Annotated in this window: 8 protein-coding genes and 1 pseudogene; 5 read left to right on the top strand and 4 right to left on the bottom strand. The window is 42.4% G+C overall.

The genetic code is table 11. The annotated features are described in order from the left end of the window. Positions 1–690 (bottom strand): transposase (locus J2X69_RS23960; RefSeq protein ID WP_310109161.1); only part of this gene is annotated, 690 nt, incomplete at its 3' end. Between the two features lie 8 nt (positions 691–698). Continuing rightward, positions 699–905 (bottom strand): hypothetical protein, encoded by a 207-nt coding sequence (locus J2X69_RS23955; protein ID WP_310109159.1) that lies wholly within the window; start codon positions 903–905, stop codon positions 699–701. A gap of 538 nt (positions 906–1,443) precedes the next feature. On the opposite strand from J2X69_RS23955, the gene J2X69_RS23950 reads away from it, so the two are divergent. Both J2X69_RS23950 and J2X69_RS23945 read left to right on the top strand, forming a co-directional pair. Further along, on the top strand, positions 1,444–1,695 hold the full coding sequence (locus J2X69_RS23950) for a hypothetical protein (RefSeq protein WP_310109157.1): 252 nt from the start codon (positions 1,444–1,446) through the stop codon (positions 1,693–1,695). Positions 1,696–2,082: 387 nt separating this feature from the next. Beyond that, positions 2,083–4,749, top strand: a complete 2,667-nt coding sequence (locus J2X69_RS23945; RefSeq protein WP_310109155.1) for an amino acid adenylation domain-containing protein — start codon at positions 2,083–2,085, stop codon at positions 4,747–4,749. A gap of 609 nt (positions 4,750–5,358) precedes the next feature. Here J2X69_RS23945 and J2X69_RS23940 read toward each other — a convergent pair. Next, entirely contained in the window at positions 5,359–6,099 is a 741-nt protein-coding gene (locus J2X69_RS23940; protein ID WP_310109154.1) for a response regulator, read from the bottom strand. A gap of 91 nt (positions 6,100–6,190) precedes the next feature. Between J2X69_RS23940 and J2X69_RS23935 the strand changes: the two genes are divergently transcribed. Both J2X69_RS23935 and J2X69_RS23930 read left to right on the top strand, forming a co-directional pair. Then, on the top strand, positions 6,191–8,560 hold the full coding sequence (locus J2X69_RS23935) for an ATP-binding protein (protein WP_310109151.1): 2,370 nt from the start codon (positions 6,191–6,193) through the stop codon (positions 8,558–8,560). Positions 8,561–9,183: 623 nt separating this feature from the next. Next, complete coding sequence (locus tag J2X69_RS23930; RefSeq protein ID WP_310109149.1) at positions 9,184–11,205, top strand: T9SS type A sorting domain-containing protein; 2,022 nt, start codon at positions 9,184–9,186, stop codon at positions 11,203–11,205. A 652-nt stretch (positions 11,206–11,857) separates the two neighbouring features. On the opposite strand, the gene J2X69_RS23925 is transcribed toward J2X69_RS23930, so the two are convergent. Beyond that, entirely contained in the window at positions 11,858–12,592 is a 735-nt protein-coding gene (locus J2X69_RS23925; RefSeq protein WP_310109146.1) for a response regulator transcription factor, read from the bottom strand. A gap of 681 nt (positions 12,593–13,273) precedes the next feature. Between J2X69_RS23925 and J2X69_RS23920 the strand changes: the two are divergent. Beyond that, positions 13,274–19,503: pseudogene (locus J2X69_RS23920) on the top strand (hypothetical protein); the annotation flags it as partial.

The following is a 19,503-nucleotide window of genomic DNA, read 5'->3' as shown; positions in this document are numbered from 1 at the left end:
GCCGATCAGAACGGTGTTGGCGGGGAGCTTTTTCAGAACCGCTTCGTTGGTATAGCTTCCGTCCACGCTGACCACCAGTTCCTTGTCGGTAAAGCCATCCCGGTCGAGATTTTCACGCAGGAGCTTGATCCGCTGGGCACCGATGACGCTGAGCTTGGCTTTTTTTTGGGTTTCACGGAACAGTTGCCAATCCTGTTCCCCTGCTGCTTTCCCGGGCTTTTTTACACAGGGGCAATGATGTAGATCAACGGGGATGGCCCGGGCCTGTACCGGGCCCATTTTTGAAAAACAGGATAATGAAAGCTGGATGAACCGCTGCCCCCAAACCAGGTTAGTCTGGAAAGGCGGGCCAAGAGCATCCCTGAGCCAACGGGCACCAAATACGTTTCTTCCTTTTTTTCGTAACAGGGTGTCATCCATGTGGGCAAAAACATACCGCTGTGCCGGATCGGCCAATGCGACGACTTTCCTTCGGATGACACCGAAAATACCGGCAATATCCATCCTGTCCCCTTTAAAAAGGCGATAGGCGGCCGACCAGTCCTTAAACTGATCACCGCTTGCGGTCAGCCAGCCGGTAATGGTGGAACGCCCCATACAGGAAAGCACTCCGTTGACCAGCCTTGCGGCTCTTTGCCAGGTGCGAAACTGCTTGAAGCAGGATTGGCATTCTAAGAAAATGCCCTCCAATACTCCTTTCAGATCTTCTCCGGGAGTTTTTTTTTAAGGTCCGCTACGGACTGGTCACTGCGCTGAAGCACCAGGCGTTGGTGGTCGTCGATGATCCATTCTACCACCTCTCCCCGCTGAAACTCAATGGCCTGGGCCACCGCAGCGGGGAAATTGACATACCACTGTTCGCTTTTTGCTCTTTTGATGAGTTGTACTTTGGTTGGATACCCCATATATTAATCTAGTTTAAAAACTAGATTAAAAAACACAAAAAATGGGCCAAAACTTCAAGCTATGCCCCATTTTATTTGAATGTCTAGTAAATCGCCAAACAAAAGACTCGGGGTTGAAACCCCGAGCTACAAATCTGTCATGTCCCGAAAGAATCGGGACTGGCTCTACGGCATTGTTTCGTTTTTACGGAGGCATGATGCTAACCTGACGGTCCGTCTCTACCACCTACACAAGACAGCTCAGATTTAGCACCTTAGTTTAATGAATAGGGAAGGCCATGGAGTATATGCGGTTTTTGAGACGCAGGAGCAGCCGTTAAAAAAATCGGCTAGCTCCGAGCTTGCCTCGGAGATCCGCCGATTTTTAGGCAGCGAGAAGTCCCAAAAATCAAATCGGTCATAAATCTTTTGTATTCGTGATTTCTTAGCCGATTTGAAGCATAGACTCTGGCGAAGAGTTTTGGATACTTTTGCTCTTCAAAAGTATCGAAGAAAAGAGCAATAACACCATCGATACTGGTCAATAGAGCAATTGCGGATGGATAAAATACATACCGAGCATCCTTTCCACCTCCTGCACCATTCCCCATTTCCAGACAATGATCCTAGGCAGGAGGCCAGGGGATTTGTCATTGCGCTAGCCATGGGTTACGCCTCTGGCTCACCCATGGTTATTGAGAAGTTTGATCCCTTCAGGATCATTTTTTCTTCAAGTCCAGCAGGTTTAGTCGTCCGTGACGACACGGACGGCGGCACGGTTCTTATAGAAATCGGGCATAGATCAATCTAAATTTTCTCCATACACTATATGTGAACCTTTAACCCTTAACTTCTTTTTTATAACACTAGACGAACTGCCATTTGCAAAAGACTTTTTTAAGTCATCATCTAATCATTGATGTCCCTTTAGTAGAAATTATTATATTTAACGAATGTTATATGCATTTTAAAATATAAAAAATGTATTTTGTGTCATAATTCACGTCTATTTGAACCTCCGCTTTACTACAGAGGGACATTCTAGCTAGTGCGATTTAGCTCAATCCAAGTCTAGAATCAGAAGGACATGTTGCTGAATGGACTTTCCATACCGAATTGATTTTCCGGTTTACTATTGAAGCAACGGGGGTCTGTATTGTGAAATAATTGAATCCTTTCAAAACAATGTCTATGAAAAATGTCTATGAAACTTGAAGATGCATTCCATCCATTTAACTATTCCACCGAAGGGAGAAAAACCCCACTGCCCGCTTTTGTTTCCATAGGAGAGCTGATAAAGGGCAAGCTTGCTGCCGGAAAGGACAGGACAGCAGTCTGCGTAGGAGGAGAAGAATATAGTTATGCACGTCTTGACGAAATGGTCAACAGTATAGCTGCCCAATTAGTGCTGAAGGGTGCCGGCCCGGGTGAAATCGTGGGAGTACATATCGAAAGGACTATAGATTTGGTGGCCAGCGCTTTGGCAGTGATTCAAATTGGAGCCTGTTACATGCCCATTGACAGTGAATATCCGGAAGACCGGGTGAAGTTCATGCTTGGGGATGTTGATGTCAGGGTTTTCTTGACTGACAACGATTCTTATTCATGGGGTAACCTTGACTGCAGGAAATTAAAAATTGACAGGTTTATTTTTGAACATCACAGCCCGGGAGTTATGGCAAGAGTCCCGCGGCCTGATGATCCCTCATTTATTGTGTACACGTCCGGCTCTACCGGGAATCCCAAAGGAGTCGCGCTGTCCCGGCAAAATCTTTCTGATTTTTTGAAACATTTTGAAAAAGCACCGGGCTATAGTGAATCAGACAGGGTGATGGGACTTTCCTCGATTTCTTTCGATATGTCGTTTATGGAAATTGTCTTGCCATTTGTGTATGGAGCCTCTCTTCATCTGCTTGACAGATTTGAAAGAAGGGATCCGAGAGAAATTGTCAAAATTCTAAAAACGGGGAAGATAACAAAACTGTTTGCCACTCCTTCACACCTGAAATCAATCGTCGATTACGGATTGTCGGATAAGCAGGAAAATTTGACAATAATTTCTGCAGGCGAGCCTTTGCAGCACACCCTGGCGCTGTCGCTTGTAAAATCCTCAGGCAAAGTCTATAATATTTACGGACCTACAGAGACTACCATTTTTACAAATATCAAGGAAATAACCGCAGATACCGAAGTTGTGACTATTGGAAAGCCGGTCCCGGGGACTACAATCCTTCTAATGGACGAGCATGGCAAACCTGTCACAGATTCGGGTGAATTGGGAGAGATTTATATTGGAGGCAAGGGAGTGGGCTTGGGTTATTTAAACAGAGAAGAGCTGAACAGGGAAAAATTTATTCTGGACCCGCTCCCGAATAAGCTGGGCAGATATTATAGGACAGGCGATCTAGCAGTGTGGACTGCTGATGGGGAACTGATTTGCAAGGGGAGGATGGACCAACAGGTCAAAATCAGAGGACAACGGGTAGAACTGTGTGAAATAGAGAACGCAATAGCCTTGGATAAAGCTGTTGAGCATGTCATCGTGGAAAAGACTACCGCTGAAAATGGCGATGATGAACTTATTGCTCTACTATCATTCAGGAATGGGGAAAAGCTCTCCGGTAACCCTGATAAATGGATTGCCTCCTGCAAAAACAAGCTACGCCTTACGCTGCCGACTTACATGGTTCCGGGCAACTTTGTGGTGGTTGATAATTTTGAGCTGAACCAAAATGGAAAAGTCGATCGGAAAAACGCCCGTAAATTATTTCAGCCTGTAGCTGTTGAATCTAGTTTCCCACCTGCTTCAACCCAGACTAAAGGGAAAAATGAAACAGTAAATATTCTCCTTGAATTATGGAATAAGTTTCTGGAAATTTCTGATAATCAACTGGATGAAGACTTTTTCTTTTTGGGAGGACATTCCCTGCTGGCAGTTGATCTAATATCGGCGGTAGAGAAAAAATTCGGGCTTAATCTTCCGCTATTATTTCTTTTTGAATATCCCACTGTCAATTCAATGGCGTTGAAACTTGACCGACTCACCGCCGCGAAGACTGTTGAGAGTAGTGTATTGGTCAGGTTTAAAGAAGGAAATCCTGAAAAGGTCTTGTTTTTCATCCATGGGGTAGGCCTGAATCCCATAGAGATAAAAACCCTGAATGAATACATGGATGATGACCAAACGATATGGGGTTTGCAGTCACCGGGCATTCAAAACAAAAAAAACAAACCGCTTGATAACATTGAAGAAATTGCCGGATTATATATAGCCGAAATCAAAAAGCTGGGGTATTCCGGGCAATACAAACTTCTCGGTAACTCATTTGGGGGGCAAATAGCATTTGAAATGGCAAAGCAACTGTTAAATGCGGGAGAAGAGATTGGATTTTTGGGAATGATAGATACAGTAGCCTCTATAAAAAGTGGGTATCCGAAGAATGTTTTTGGCCGCATTGGAATGTTGGGAAGAAAAATCCCCTTTGAAATCAGTTTTCTTTTGGATGACCCTGTTTTCTATCTTAAATACAGAGTTAGTTATATAAAGGAGAAAGTTCAGAAGAATAGAATTCCCAAGACCCCGGGTGATGATGGAGATCTTAAAGCCAGAATCATGCAGATAGAAAGCATCAATATGAAAGCTTGGGAGAACTATAAACATGAATTTATCGATACAACTATTACCTTGTTTCTGGCGGAGAAGAGAACTTTTTTTGTCCCTGACTTTGATACCTTTGGCTGGTCGGAATTTGTACGTCATTTGAAAACCGTTCACATGCCCGGAGAACATGCCAATATGTTGAAACCACCGCATGGGGAGAAATTTTCACGGACATTGCAAAACTTGCTTAATTCTTCTGACTAACTAGGGCTTGCTGAAAAAGTCTCAGGTATGCCAGCCCTGCCTACCGGCAAGGCAGGTTCAAGGCGGCCGAGTGAAGATGTATGCTTATACCTAGAATGAGGCCAACGAAGAAGATGGTAGGACTGAGGCTAGCTTAAAACTCCCGATTTTGGGATTTTCTGATGCATGGATAAAGACCTATTGTGGCCACTAAGCTTGCACCTGCTGAAAAACCGCTCGCATCAAAAATGGAGTACTCGTTCAAAATGATAGCTTTTGATTTATTACCGGCGTTTTTCAGCATGCCCTAAATAATCTAAATTCTCACCACACACTACAGGTGAACACTTAACCTATTAACCCTTAACCTCTTGATATGCTTTGAGTGTCTCTTTACTACAAAGAGTCGCAGAAACCGCAAAGAATGTCGTCAAGAAAATTCTCTCACAGATTCCCTCCGAAAGGTTAGGTGCCACTTTGCATAGCGATCCGAAAGCTTTTTGACGCAATAGGGTCGAGCTGAAGTGGCATCATCGCTAAAGTTTACCAAATCTTATGTCGCTTTTGCTTCCTTACCGGTAGAAAAGCGGACATACATATTAAAAAGAATCGGAGGAGTATAAAGTGAAATTAATTTGAAAGTTTGTTGATGTTTTTCAGTAGAGTTTGGTAATATTTTCGCCCAATCGGGATTTCACTGTCTTCGATTTTTACTGTAGTAGAACTGAAGGCTTCGATTTTATTCATGTTTACAATAAAAGATTTATGGATCCTTGAAAATTGATCATAAGGAAGCTTTTGCATCAGATCTTTTACCGTGTTGCGTAAAGTGTACTGCTTTCCATTGACAAAGATATGCGTGTAAGTGCCTTCGGCTTTTATCCAGTTAATATCATTGATTATGATTTTCTTGAGCCATCCATTGTCCCGGATAAATAAATCCGAACAGGCATTTTTTTCTTGTTTGTAAGATCCCTCAGAGTTGCTCTTGTGGTTTTCTATTGCCAGTTCTATGGCTGTAATCAGGGAATTGGTCGTGAATGGCTTGGTAATGAAGCCATCAGGGCGAACGTGCTTCACTCTGCTTATCACATCAGACCCCGAAGCTGAGGTAAGAAAAACGATGGGGATATCCATTCTCAATCTAAGTTCCTCCGCCAATTCAATACCCGTCTTGGTTCCTTTTAATTGGATGTCCACCAACACTATGTCGGGAGCAGCTTCTTCGATGATTAACAGGGCTGTTTCGGCTTCATCCAATGTCTCCATTATTTCGTATCCGTGGAGGCCTAGGATTTCCCGGAGATTTTCAGAAAGGTTGAAATTGTCCTCAACCAATAATATTTTGGTCTTTGTAGATGTTTTAATCATATTTTGCGGGTATAAATTTTCATTTATTCAAAATACACTAAAATTTTGGGTTTAAAGTAAGGTTTTTCTACCAAAAGTTAACAATCATAAGATGAGTGAGCGTGAATCACAAATTACAATTTTCGAAAATGAAGATTTAGTTTTCGATTTAAAATCAAGGCAGTTACTTAAAGCCAGTGACCGGTTATGGAAGCGTTTTGGCAAAAAATTTTCATCTCTTGTAAAAACGCTGGATGACTTTGAAAAATTTACTTCATCCAATTCCGTCGGTCCAAATTACCATATATCTAGGAACTTTCACGAAAAAGGCAATCAATTTTGTAATTATACGCTACAGTGGGAGGGCGGGGATTTTCTGATAAATGAATTGAGTTGGGTCAACCCTCAAAATGACACTTTTCATGTGGTGCTTAAATTCCTGGACAGAAATAATATTTTTGAAGTGCCCTATCCGGCTTTGTTAGAGACCGTGGAGAAATTGGAAAATCCGGCCATTCTGTTCGATCAGGGGCTCACGCGTGCCATAGTAGTGAATGCTGCCTTAACGCCACTTTTGAATCAACCGGTCTCAGAGCTGGCAGAAGGTTTTGTGATAAAAGATTTTTTCGCTGATGAACTTCAATTCAAAAATGTGATGGATTGGGTAATGGGTACGGGCTCCTCCGTCTTTTCAATTGAGGCAAGGCTTTATTTGGGCAGTGGGGAAAGTACGTGGTATGAGTTGACATTGTATAAAACCATTCCGGAAAAAGATGTTTTGATTCTTTGTAGCCTAAAGGATATTTCAGTCCAGAAAGCTACAGAGGAGAAACTTACAAGGACAAATGAGTTGCTTTCCAGGGTATTGGAGGTTCAGAATCATTTCCTGGCCCAATCCGAAGGGGCTAATCCGTATGAATTACTGTTAGGTAATATTCTGAATGTAATAGATGCCAAGCTTGGTTTTGTGGGCAAAGTTAATTCAGATGAGGAGGGAAAAAAGGTGTTGAAGATTCACGCAGCTACTGATTTTTCCCATCAGGGAGAAGCTGCAAGTAGATTGTACCACAAGCACATCAAAGATAACTTCCTGTTCCGTCACTTGGACAATCTATTTGGGGCCTGCATAGTGGAATCCAAAATTATTTTGGAAAACAATCCCCCTTCAAATCCCCATACGAAAGGGAAGAGCATCGCCGGGCACCCATCAATTGACAACTTTCTGGGAGTTCCCATTTTTAAAGGGGATGAGGTGATAGGCTTGATAGGACTGGGCAATAAAGAAGGCGGCTTCACGGAGCAGGATCTTTCTGATCTTAAGCCGTTCGTATCTACCTATTCGGTGATTATAGAGGCCTTTAGATCGGAGCAGGATAAAATTCGATTTGAGAAGGAGTCATTGGTAAAGGCCCGGATACTGGCAGAGGTTGCGGATCATAGTCCTGACCTGATTGTGGTAATGAACGGAATGAATGATTTTGAATTTATCTCTCCTTCGGCTTCCCAATTTTTTGATGAGGGAATTAGGCCTGAGGAAATTCAACGAAAGATCAGCTTACTATTGAAAAAGACAATAAGCCCGGAATTCCGACTGTCTGAAGAGCGATATAGATCCAGGCTGAAGTTGAACATCAAAAAGGATGGAGAATACTGGGTGGAGTCAAACGTCAATATTATTCAGGAGGGAAGTAATCAAAAGGTGATTGCCGTAATAAGGGATGTTTCGTCCCAGATGGATTATGAGCAGAGACTGATCAAATCACTCAAGAAAGAAAAGCAGTTCAATTCATTTGTTTCCGATTTTATGAATATCGTTTCGCATGAATTCAAAACTCCCCTGACTACCATAATCTCCAGTATGGAGCTCTCTAAGTATTACCTGAATAATCTGCCTGCATCCCCCGGAGTCACTAAGATGAAACTGCATTATGAGAAAATGGAGCTTGAACTTGAAAACCTCCATAAGTTGATGGTTCATTCTCTTGATTATGAACGTTTTGTAAATAATAGTCCGGCTTTGAAAAAGGAGAAAATCTACATGGTCCGTTTTGTGGAAAACCTACTTAAAGCCCACGGCTACCTCAGCGATGTTGACTTTGCTTCAGAGATTGACGTTGACTTTACTGTGGATTGGGATAAGTTTCTGATGGAGACCGGTATAATCAACCTGGTAGGAAATGCGTTGAAGTATGGAGGGGACCTCCGAAAACCGGTCGTAAAGCTGTTCCAAAGTCTGGATACCTATGGTATTGAAGTTAGGGATTATGGGTTGGGAATAGTGGAAGAGGAACTGCCGTATGTGTTTACTCCCTTTTTCAGGGGATCCAATGTAAATGGAATAGAAGGCACAGGCTTTGGATTAGTGGCAGTGAAGAATTTTGTGGAGATGCATGGGGGAAAGGTGGCCGTGAAATCCAAAATTAATAAGGGAACCACAGTTGTTGTCAGTTTCCCAAACGCAAAGAAGGAGGGGGATAACTAAGGATCCCCTTAAAATCTGATTTTTGGCCGCTGTGGATGCGGAGATTTTTGAAGAGGACGCCGGTTAGGAATATTTTTGCGGCAGCTTTGCCTGCCGTAGGTGCTGCTCTTGGTGTATAAAGTCAATAATTATGTTATTCAAATGTATAATTACATGATTGTAAATACTTTATATGTTATCCAATGGTATTTTTTTATATTTTTTATGTGATTCACATAGTGTATAGTGTGTTTTAACTTACCTAATATGCGTTATGTGTTCGGGGTTTTGGTGCCAAAAGATGGGCTACAATAAAAGCTTTCCGGACGGTTAGATTTTCGTATTATTCCTATAGTTAGTAGAGAAGCAATACACCCAAACTTTGTAGGAACAGAAGAACGACCATTATGCGGAACAGGGGGAGGAGATATCGAGTCGGGCAGTACCGGGGTTTTCCGGGAGGGCTTTTGTTTCCTTTTTTGGGCAGGCTGATAGGTAATTCTTCTGCGCTGTCAATCTTTTTGTTCTGTCTATTACTGTTTTTAGGCACTTTTGGACAGTTAGCGGGGCAGACTACAAGGGTGTATGCAACTAGCACTAGTATATGTTCATTGTGTCCAATTGGTGCTACAAATCGACCTCTGATGTTCGATAATAATTTAACAACTTATGGAACCTTTTCCTTAGTTTTAACAGGAACCGCTTGGGGGCAGTTAAATTTTTCTCAACAAGTTCCTGCAGGAACTCCTATTAGAATTAAAGTTGGGACTGGCGTAGGCTTAATAAATCTTTTAGGATCCATTACTTTTAGAGCCTATAATTCGGGAGTTGCGGTTAGTCAAAACTATTCTGCTGCATCACTTGTGACCGCTTTGGACGGAGAATATACTGATGAAATTGTTTTCATTCCACAAAATGCCTCAAATGTTCCTGTAGCGTACAACCAAATACGAATTACTATTGCTTCGCTAGTTTCATTAGATGGGGGGATTAGGGTTTTTGAAGCGTATTTCCTTCAAAACTCTCTTGTCAATTGCGGTGGTGTAAAAGACGTAATATATGGAAGCACAGCTACTCTAGTAGGAGGTCTGAATCCTGTAAATAATCCCACTAATGCAATCGATGGTAATGTGAATACTTTTGCGCGGTTGAATTCAAATGTAGGGCTTCTGGATAAAACCTATTTAACAACACTGTTTGATGACCTAAGCAGGGCGGGTGATTCTATACGGGTAATCCTTAGAAATCCATCAGGAGGATTGTTGGATGCCAGTTTAATCTCCCAAAATTTGGCTATTACAACTTACAATGATAGGGCAGTAGCAGAGAATTTGGCTTTGAACGAATCATTTCTGCGTCTTACCTTATTGGGAGGAGCGGGAGACAAATATGAATTGTCATATCCCGCATCGGCCCCTTTTAATCGAGTGGAAGTTTCCTTAGGCCAAGGGTTGTTAAGTGCGTTCAATAGTTTGGAAGTATATGAGATTTCCAGGGCATTGATTTCCTCTCCCATTGTGGAGTCGGATGGAAAGGATTTGGCGATATGTGAAGGAGAGGAATTGACGTTTGAGCCATCGGCACCCCAAGCAGGTGATCAATTTTTTTGGTATGATCAGGCTGGGAATTTAATAGCGGGAAATATCAATGAATTTACTATTCCCCAAGATCTTTCGGTTGGTAACCATCAGTTCAGGCTTGGGACGCAACGTTCAGGTTGTACCAATCAAACTATGCAGAGCACAATACAAGTAACAGTCAACCCTCAGCCTCAGCAAGAAGATATTATTATCAATCCCCAGGGAGGTGTTTTGTACGAGGATGGTAGGATTATCTATCCTGTAGGCGCCACTGTCGACATAGATCCAAACGATTCCCAACTCCCGGCAGGATCGTTTTCATGGTATAGAAATGAAGAAGGAGTTCCGTTAGATGGTTTTGTGTCTGACGGTGGAAGCTTTTCCGTGAATCCAATTACCCAAAGGTTGACAATTAGCAATACGACCGCTGCCCTTTTTGATGACCCAATATTCCTAGAGTATGAAACACCTTTCGGCTGTCAGACAATTAAAGAAATTACGCTGGAAAGTTTTATCATCCTCCCTTCCATGGTTCATTTATTTAATGTCCGTGTCAAGCAGGGGAGGCAGGTGGATTTGACTTGGGAACTCAGTAATGAACAGCTACAGGGTACCGTCACCATCCAGCGCGCATACGCTGATCTTGAGTTTGTAGAATTGGCCAGCTTGCCTATTACTTCCGGTGAGGAAAGGGTTCGTATGGATTTCACGGACCTCAATCCTCTGCCCGGCCGTAATTACTATAGGCTCTTTGTAATGAAAGAGGGAGGAAGTGCCGGTTTCTACAGTGAGGTTCGGATGGCTGAGGTCAGCGATTTTGGGATACCGGCTTTTAATGTGTTTCCCAATCCCTTTACGGATCATTTTTATGTCAAATCCACTGTGGATTTGGCCGGACCTTTGGTGATAGCCTTACTGGACAGCAGGGGGGCTGTACTACTGTCACAAAATATGGATAGTCTCTCCAGCGGAGAATTGATTGAGTTTCAGGATTTGGGGCATTTGTCCGCCGGGGTTTACATGCTCCGGTTGCAAACACGCAATGGAAGTAAGGCATACCGTGTCATTAGACAAAGCGAGCGTTAAGGTAGATTTTATTACTTGCTTAAGGAGCTTATCTTTTTCACCGGAAGCCTATGCCACTGCATGCTTTGGGTAGATGGAAATCTAGAAAAGACTTTAAGGAAAGATCGCCGGAAATTTATTTTTTGGCTGAATAGTTTAATCATGCCTCATTCCATAGTAATGTAACGGTATTTGTTACCAAAAGGTGTTTTATTGTTATTTTTTCAGCCTATACTACGCTGTTTTTTGAAGTGAAATATATTTTAATATATGTGAAATAACTTAAAAAGCATGTGAAAGTAACGTCCCCGCTTGTTTGATTCTATTGGTTTGCTGATAAGTCCAGCTGTCGCTATTTTTAGAAAATAAAATAGGCAGGAGAACCGAAAGGGCAGGAGGCCCAATTGTTACTTTATATTCCCGGAAAACTTCTTCCCTTTTATTCAGGGAGTACCAATGGGGATTGTTCCTGTTATGGACTTATATTTAATTATCTTTTGTGATAATTTTATATATCTAAACTTTAAGAATGAAAAATTTTAAATAACATGAAATTAAGTGTTTAGGGGGTTCTATTCACACAATTCCGGAATTAAATAGATTTACTTTAAAAATTAGTTTGTTTCGGGGTTCGAAGCGGATAACTCAGGGATGTTATAGTAAATCATCTACCTTAGTTTGAGATTTTATTGATGTTCTTAAGAAAATCTTGATAATATTGTTTTCCCACGGGAATTTCTTTGTCGTTTATTTTTATTGTAGTTGCATTGACTGCGTCCACATTCTTTAGATTGACAATATAGGATTTGTGGATACGGGCAAATTGGCCTTCCGGTAGTTTTTTTATCAATTCCTTGACGGTGTTTCTCAACGTATACTGTTTGTTGTTTACATGGATTTGGGTGTAAGTTCCTTCTGCTTTGATCCATTCTATTTCGTCCACTACAATTTTCCTTAACCAGCCATTTTCTCTAATATATAATTCCGGTTTTACGATTACTGACTGATCTGATTTCATAACTTCTTGATTTGTAGCTATTTTAGAGTTTGATAGAGCCAGTTCAATGCTTGTAATCAACCCTTCCATCGTAAAAGGTTTGGTTATAAAACCGTCGGGCTTAATATGTTCCACTTTGATTATTATGTCTTTTCCGGCAGACGAGGTCAGAAATACGATGGGTATAGAAGTGAATTTTCTGATCTCTCCGGAGAGTTCTATTCCATCTTTGTCTCCTTTTAACTTTATATCAAGAAGGATCAAATCAGGTTCTTTTTCTTTAATTACTTGTATTGCGGATTCGGCTTCAGTCAAGATTGCAATTAATTCATATCCGTGAATTGCAAGTACTTCTTCCACATTTTCTGATAGGTTATGATTGTCCTCGATCAGTAGTATTTTAGTTTTCATTTTTGGTTTTTTGGTCACAGATACTTTTGCACGGCTAAGTTAATGAATGATTAATTTTAATTACTGTATAATATTTTCTTTCTTCCTGTTAGGGTGATTTTATCCGTGCCTTTGTTAGGGGATCATCCGACTTGGCACGAATTTTTCTTGTTTCTTTAGGGGTAAGGCTAAAGAATTTTTTTTCCACTTTTTTATGCCATTCACTGAAAACACCGGCTCTTGATTCTGGTGCCTTTGCTGTTTTTTAATCTTTAATATTGGGTTTATAGTTTATTTTAGATAACACCCAAGCTACACTTGATAACACAAATTTACTGCTCAATTACAGATGTATATTATTCATATTATATGCTGGCATAATGCGTTAATTTTGTTTTAATGGCATTTTTAAGTGGCCATCAAGGACATTTTAAGGAAGGGAAAAGAGGGCGTTATTAAGGCTTCGGTTTTTGAAGGTGGGGGAGATGTCCTTTGTTTGTTGACTTGTTGGACTAAAGTGCGGATTGTCCATTTTGCAGTAACCGTTAGAAGAATGTTGCTGGATTTTACTGATTTTATTTTGTGTTTTTTTTGAATCCTAGGGTTGATTATAGACAGATTTTTATTTGTCTTTTTATTGATTTTTCGATTCATAAATCATAGTACTCGTGATTATCAATTTTGCCTCATAATTATATGATGATGAAAAGTTTACTTACTTCGAAAAGCTGGTTTTTTAAGAAGCTTTTTTTAATACTGTTGGTGGCCGGCATAGGAGGAATAGAATCCTATGGTCAGACGAAGGAATTTGCGACTTGGACACCGAGTACGGGAGCCGTACAAACAGGATTAACAGGTGTTGGGGGAGCCGGAGTTTCAAATGCTTCCAGTGCTGCCAATAATTCCGATGTCAACTTTGCGGTCATTTCCTCAACCCGGCTATCAGTTTTGGCTGGAGGAGATGGATGGTTACAATTAAAATTTCCTGTTAATAAACCTACAGGTACTACTACTTATGTGAAGATTGACTTACCGGATGGATCAGGTCTTAACCTGCTTAATCTTCTGGGATTGGTCAATGAGAATATAGTAACCACCTTTTATCAAAACGCTGCCAATACAACAGGAGGAGTTGGTTCTGTGGTAAGCACCAATAGTCAAAATGATACTCGGTTAGTTGTGGATTCGTCAGGTGATTACTATCTGGCAGTCACACCCGGAGCAAACAGTGAGTACAATTCCTTAAGAATATTGCTTCAATACCCGGCTGGTCTTGGAGGAGTTCTGGATATCGGTACTTTTAGAATGAACGTATATAATGCGTTTACATTAGTTGATCCTACTTGTGCAGAAGCTGAGTTTGCTGATATTGGACAGACTTCCGGTATCAATATTAGCCTTTTGGGAAGTGAATTGGTTACCAACCCTGAGAATGCTATCGACGGGAACTTAAGTACCTATTCATCCATAAGCTATGGTGGATTAGTGAATATTTCAGCAGCTGCTTCGGTCTTTCAGACGTTTTATTTCAATGGGCTTTGGGCTCCGGAGGATTACTTTAAAGTTACTTTCGCAATAAACGGAGGGTTAGCAGATCTCAGCCTTTTAGGAGATTATGAGGTTAGGGCATACGATGGAGGCGAATTGGTTTTCTCAAATAAACTTACTTCCGGTCTTGTAAACAACCTTGATCTTTTAGGTCTAATTCAATCAGGTGATCCAGTGACTTTTGCTTTTGGTCCTGGAGTTTCTTTTGATAGGGTAAGTGTAGGGCTGAATTCGACAGTCAACTTGGGCGTTGCGAGTTCTCCACTCCGAGTTTATGATGTTGCACGGTATGGTGCTTCCTGTGTTGATCCTAATCCATTGCCAACTCCTCCCGCAACAGATCCTATGCTTAGCAATAGGGATTGTGAAGCTACAGTTCTTAATTTCCAAAACGCCAATTTCCCTTTTAATGCAGTAGATGGGAATAATGATACATTTACCACGCTACAGGCAGGATCCGGGACACTTTTGGGTATAGATTCATTTGATGGTCAAATTCAATTGGGCTTTGACCAAAAAAGTGCAGGGACAACCTCTTATATCCGTATAGACTTTGATGAAGAAGCTCTTTTGGGCTTGCTGGATGGGTCTTTAGGGGATGCACTGGATTTGGTTGGTGGATCCTTATTGGGAGGAAATAAGCTATTTACCGTAGAAGCACTCAATGGTGCTTCATCCGTACTCTCTGCGTCTACAGTCAATGGATTTTTTAACCAGCCGGTACGGATTGTTCAGGACAAAAACAATCACTTTTATGTTGCCTTAACGCCAACATCAGCTTATAACAGTGTCAGAGTTACACTTCAATATCCCGGTTTGATTGGAGCAGCTTCTACTACGACCATGAACGTCTATCATGTATGTAGCTCTACCGGTTTTGAAGAGTGCGAGCAGGCATTTTTAACTTACTCTGAGTCCACAGGTATTAGCTTGGATCTTCTGGGTCTGGGAGCAGCCGGAGTATCTGATGCAGGATTTGCCATCGACGGTAACCCTGCCACTTCATCCAAAATCAGCATCGGTGCCGCGGGATTGGGATCCGGCGTATATCAATTTGTGGATTTCCATTCTCTATCGGCTCCTCAGGATCATTTCAGAGTGAAGTTGGCAATGGAAGGCGGGAATTTGCTGACTGCCGAAGTGCTTGGCAGTATAGTGATCAAAGCATTTGATGGAGAGACTGAAGTATTCTCACAAGAGCTGAGAGATGGATTGATCTCCGGACTGGACTTACTGGGCTTACTTCAAAGTGGAGGAACACTTAATCTGCCATTTGGCCCAGGTCTGGCATTTGACAGAGTTGCGGTTGGAATAGAATCACTGGTAAGTGCCAATGTGATCAGCAATCCGGTTAGCGTATTCAGCATAGAGCGCTTCAGCGAAGCTTGCCCTGATCCGGAATTGGAGACTCCTGCGGAGACGGATCCTCCGTTTAATGTTTCCGATTGCGCCGTAGAAGTGGTGGATTGGTCAAATACCAACTTCCCACTCAATGCCATTGACGGACATAACGATACCTATGCAACATTATCTGCAAGTACAGGTACTGCCTTGGGATTGGGAGCGTACAGCAGTCATATAGAATTGAAATATGCTGCTCCGGTAGCTGCGGGTGAAACTTCCTATGTAAGGATAGAATTTGAAAATGATGAACTGAATGCCTTACTGGGTGGAAGCTTGGGTTCCGCTTTGGCTGATTTACTTGGAACAGTGGCACTTGGTGATCATTATTTCACTGTCACTCCGAAAACAGCCGGTGGAACAGACATTTACACCGCCACCAGCCAAAATGGTTTTGGAAATCAGGATGTGCGCGTAGTACAGGATGCCTCCGGTAGATTCTATATTGCTTTTACCGCTAATGAATCTTACCAGTCAGTGAGAATCGATCATTTCTTGACTGCATTGATAGGAGCGGGAAATACTGCAACCATGCAGGTATACAGCATGTGTAGAGAAACAGAGTTTGACCTTTGTGAGCAGGCTACCTTCACTGATTTTGATGGATCTGGAATTGCTTTGGATCTTTTGGATATCACTCAGGGTGGCGTATTTAATCCGCAGAATGCTATTGATGCAAACAGCTCAAACTACTCTACCATCAACTTGGGTATTGCAGGAGTGGGAGCTTCTGTATATCAGAATATTTACTTCAAAACCAAATCACAGACTTCTGATGCACTTCGAATCAGAGTGCAGCTGGACCAACCGGGTATATTGAATTTGGATCTTGCAGGTTCATATCGGGTGATTCTTTACAATGGTAACCAGGAAGTGTATAATGAAACACTTCAGAATGCACTTATCAATAACATTGATTTGCTGGGGCTGCTTAATTCCGGAGGTATTCAGGAATTAACGATAGAGCCGGGAGTGGTCTATGACCGGGTAAGCTTTGGACTTCAATCTCTTGTGTCTATTAATACCAGTGCTCCGATTAGACTATACGGTGTCAGCAGGATTTCTGAGGGATGTCCTGATCCGGATGTGGCAGAACCTCCTTACTTGGACCCTGTTTGTGCTGAGGAATTGATAAGCGCAGCCAATGCGGATAATCTTCAAAACCTTTTTGACGGTAACTTCAACAGCTTTGCTACCATCAATTCAAGTGGCGGGTTACTTGGGACTGGATTAGGTGCTTTCTCAGGCCATGTTACTCTTGGTTACGGTGATGGGGTAATAGTGCCGGCCGGAACTACCTCATACATGAGAATAGACGCTGAAGATGGTTTGTTAAATGCACTTTTGGGAGGTAGTATAGGAGGAGTATTAAGTGACCTACTAAATACGGTTATTCTTGGCAATCACTATTTTGATGTCAAGGCAATTGATGCAGGTGGCAACGAACTTTTTACCGCTAGCAGCGCCAATTCTTTCAATGGACTTAATGATCAGGTAAAAATTGTTCAGGATGCGCTGGGCAGATATTACTTAGCCATCACTCCAAATGCTGACTACAACAGCATCAGAATAGAAGATCATACCGGCGGAGGATTGTTCGGTCAAGATAATAGTATCAATATCTATGGATTGTGCTATGATGAAGGCGCAGAAGCTTGTGCTACAGGATTTACCACTTCTTTTGACGGATCGGGATTGACTGTTGGTCTTGGTTCCATCGGTAACTATGGTGTGACCAATCCGGAGAGGGTACTTGACAATAACAATAACGACGATTACTCCGAGATAAGCCTTGGCGCATTGAGTGTAGCAGGTTCTATCCAGCAGAATGTTCAGTTCAGACAGATTATTCCCGCTGATGGATCATTCAAAATCAAACTTGGCATTGGCACCGGTGTGTTGGATGTAGGTGTCTTTGGTAGAATAGATGTAGTTGGGTATTTGGATGGGAATGAAGTCTATGATGAGACTTTAGAAAATGCTGTTGCCGGAAATATCAATTTGTTTGATCTATTTAACAACGGCGGCAATGAGGAAATCAGAATTTCATTTGGTGTAGCCGTCGATGAAGTCGCTATCCGGCTAAGATCGTTGGCTTCTGTAACTGCAGTGCCGGATCTGAGATTGTTCTATATTCTTCAGGATTGCGAAACTCCTGATTTCCAAAGCTGGAAAAGCTACATCATCGATGGAGACCCAACGTTGACTTCAGTGTCGGGCGGTGAGACTGTTCAATATACTATCCATGTGAGAAACACAGGGACTGTTCCGATGACCAACTACCTGATCACTGATGCTATTCCTGCACATACTACTTATGTAGATGGAAGTGGCGGAGTGCTGAACGCCGGTGTAGTTACTTTTGATAATATTAACATTGCTCCGGGAGCAACTGAGACGGTCAGCTTCAGCGTATTGGTTGATGAGATTTTGACAGATGTTGAATTTATTTCCAACGTAGCCTTGATCAAATCACTTCCTGAAGATCCGGGAACAGAAACCTATCCTCCTTTGGATAATGAAAATCCTACAGATCCGGATGAGACCGGTGATACGGGAACTGATATTCCGGTAAATCCTATTTTCTCGGCTGAGATTTGGAAATCTGTTACTGTAGACGGAGATGGGTCTCTTACTACTGTAAGTGGCGGAGAGACTTTAGTCTATACTATTTTTGTAAGAAATACAGGAAATCAAGCCCTAACTGATCTCACAATAAGTGATGAGCTTCCACTGGGTGTAAGCTACGTTTCAGGCGGAACTTTGGCCGGAAATACAGTAACCTTCTCCGTAGCCGCTGTGGCTGCGGGAGAGACTTTGTCTGCGGGTACTTTTACAGCTACCGTAGACTCTGATCTGACAGGAATAGATGAGATCAGAAATATTGCGATCCTTACTTCGGCTGATTTGCCTACAGGAATTGAATCTTATCCTCCTGTGGATAATAGCGATCCAACTGAACCTGATACTTCCGCTGAGCCGGGCACATTAGTGGATGTTACCCCTGTACATGCAATTGATTTTGACAAAATTGGATTAAGCAATAACGCAGATAGCGACGGAAAAGCCGTAGTTGGCGACATTATCACCTATACGCTGACAGTTTCTAATACCGGTAACAAAACACTTACTGATATCTCAGTGGTAGATCAGATCCCTGCAAATACCACTGTAGTTGACAATGGTGGAGGTACTGTTGGGGCAGGTACATTGACTTTTGATATCTCATCACTGGCAGTCGGTGCCATCGAAGAATTTACATTCACTGTTCAAGTGGATGCAGTGACGGGTTCCGATCCGATTATAAACACTGCGGAGGCTTTCTATACGGATGAGGCCGGAGACAGTGCGTCTGAAACCGCACAGCATTCCATGCTTACTGATTGTACAGCACTTGATGCAGGGAATATTGAATTGTCTGCAGACCAAGATGCTATTTGTGAAGGAGAAAGTGCAACCCTTACCGCTTCGTTGACGGGTGTTTCCATTGCTGATCCGATATTTAGATGGTACACCAATGAAGACTTGACCGGATCCTTCGAAGAAGGTTCGGAAATTACGGTGTCGCCTACTGCGACGACGACTTATTATGTAACTGTTTCAGCTGAAGGATATTGCTTCAGCACTCCTGCGGCTACTACTTCCATTACTGTGAACGAGCTGCCTGCGGTACCGTCTACAAGTTCAGATGTAATTATTTCCGAAGGCTTCGGTACGGTGTTGACGGCTACTGTCGATCCAATGCCTGCGGGTGTTGAGATTGTATGGTACAATGAAGGCATGGTTGAAGTCGGAACGGGAGACTCCTATAACACGGGGGTACTTTCCGCGGGAGTATATACGTATTATGCGGGTACGAGAAACACGGCCACGGGCTGTCTTTCCGTGGGAACGACGGCGGTAACGGTAACGGTGGTTCCTGTAACGGATGACTCGGACTGTACGGTGGCGAATGCGCAGAGCAACGGGACGTACTTCCTGTG

Source organism: Algoriphagus sp. 4150, from assembly GCF_031457395.1.
Taxonomy (GTDB): Bacteria; Bacteroidota; Bacteroidia; order Cytophagales; family Cyclobacteriaceae; genus Algoriphagus.
This window is presented reverse-complemented; position numbering and strand designations above follow the sequence as displayed.

Coding starts and splice junctions, on each gene's coding strand:
- J2X69_RS23950 (WP_310109157.1), top strand. CDS start 1,444: ATGGATAAAATACATACCGAGCATCCTTTCCACCTCCTGCACCATTCC.
- J2X69_RS23955 (WP_310109159.1), bottom strand. CDS start 905: ATGGGGTATCCAACCAAAGTACAACTCATCAAAAGAGCAAAAAGCGAA.
- J2X69_RS23935 (WP_310109151.1), top strand. CDS start 6,191: ATGAGTGAGCGTGAATCACAAATTACAATTTTCGAAAATGAAGATTTA.
- J2X69_RS23930 (WP_310109149.1), top strand. CDS start 9,184: ATGTTCGATAATAATTTAACAACTTATGGAACCTTTTCCTTAGTTTTA.
- J2X69_RS23940 (WP_310109154.1), bottom strand. CDS start 6,099: ATGATTAAAACATCTACAAAGACCAAAATATTATTGGTTGAGGACAAT.
- J2X69_RS23945 (WP_310109155.1), top strand. CDS start 2,083: ATGTCTATGAAACTTGAAGATGCATTCCATCCATTTAACTATTCCACC.
- J2X69_RS23925 (WP_310109146.1), bottom strand. CDS start 12,592: ATGAAAACTAAAATACTACTGATCGAGGACAATCATAACCTATCAGAA.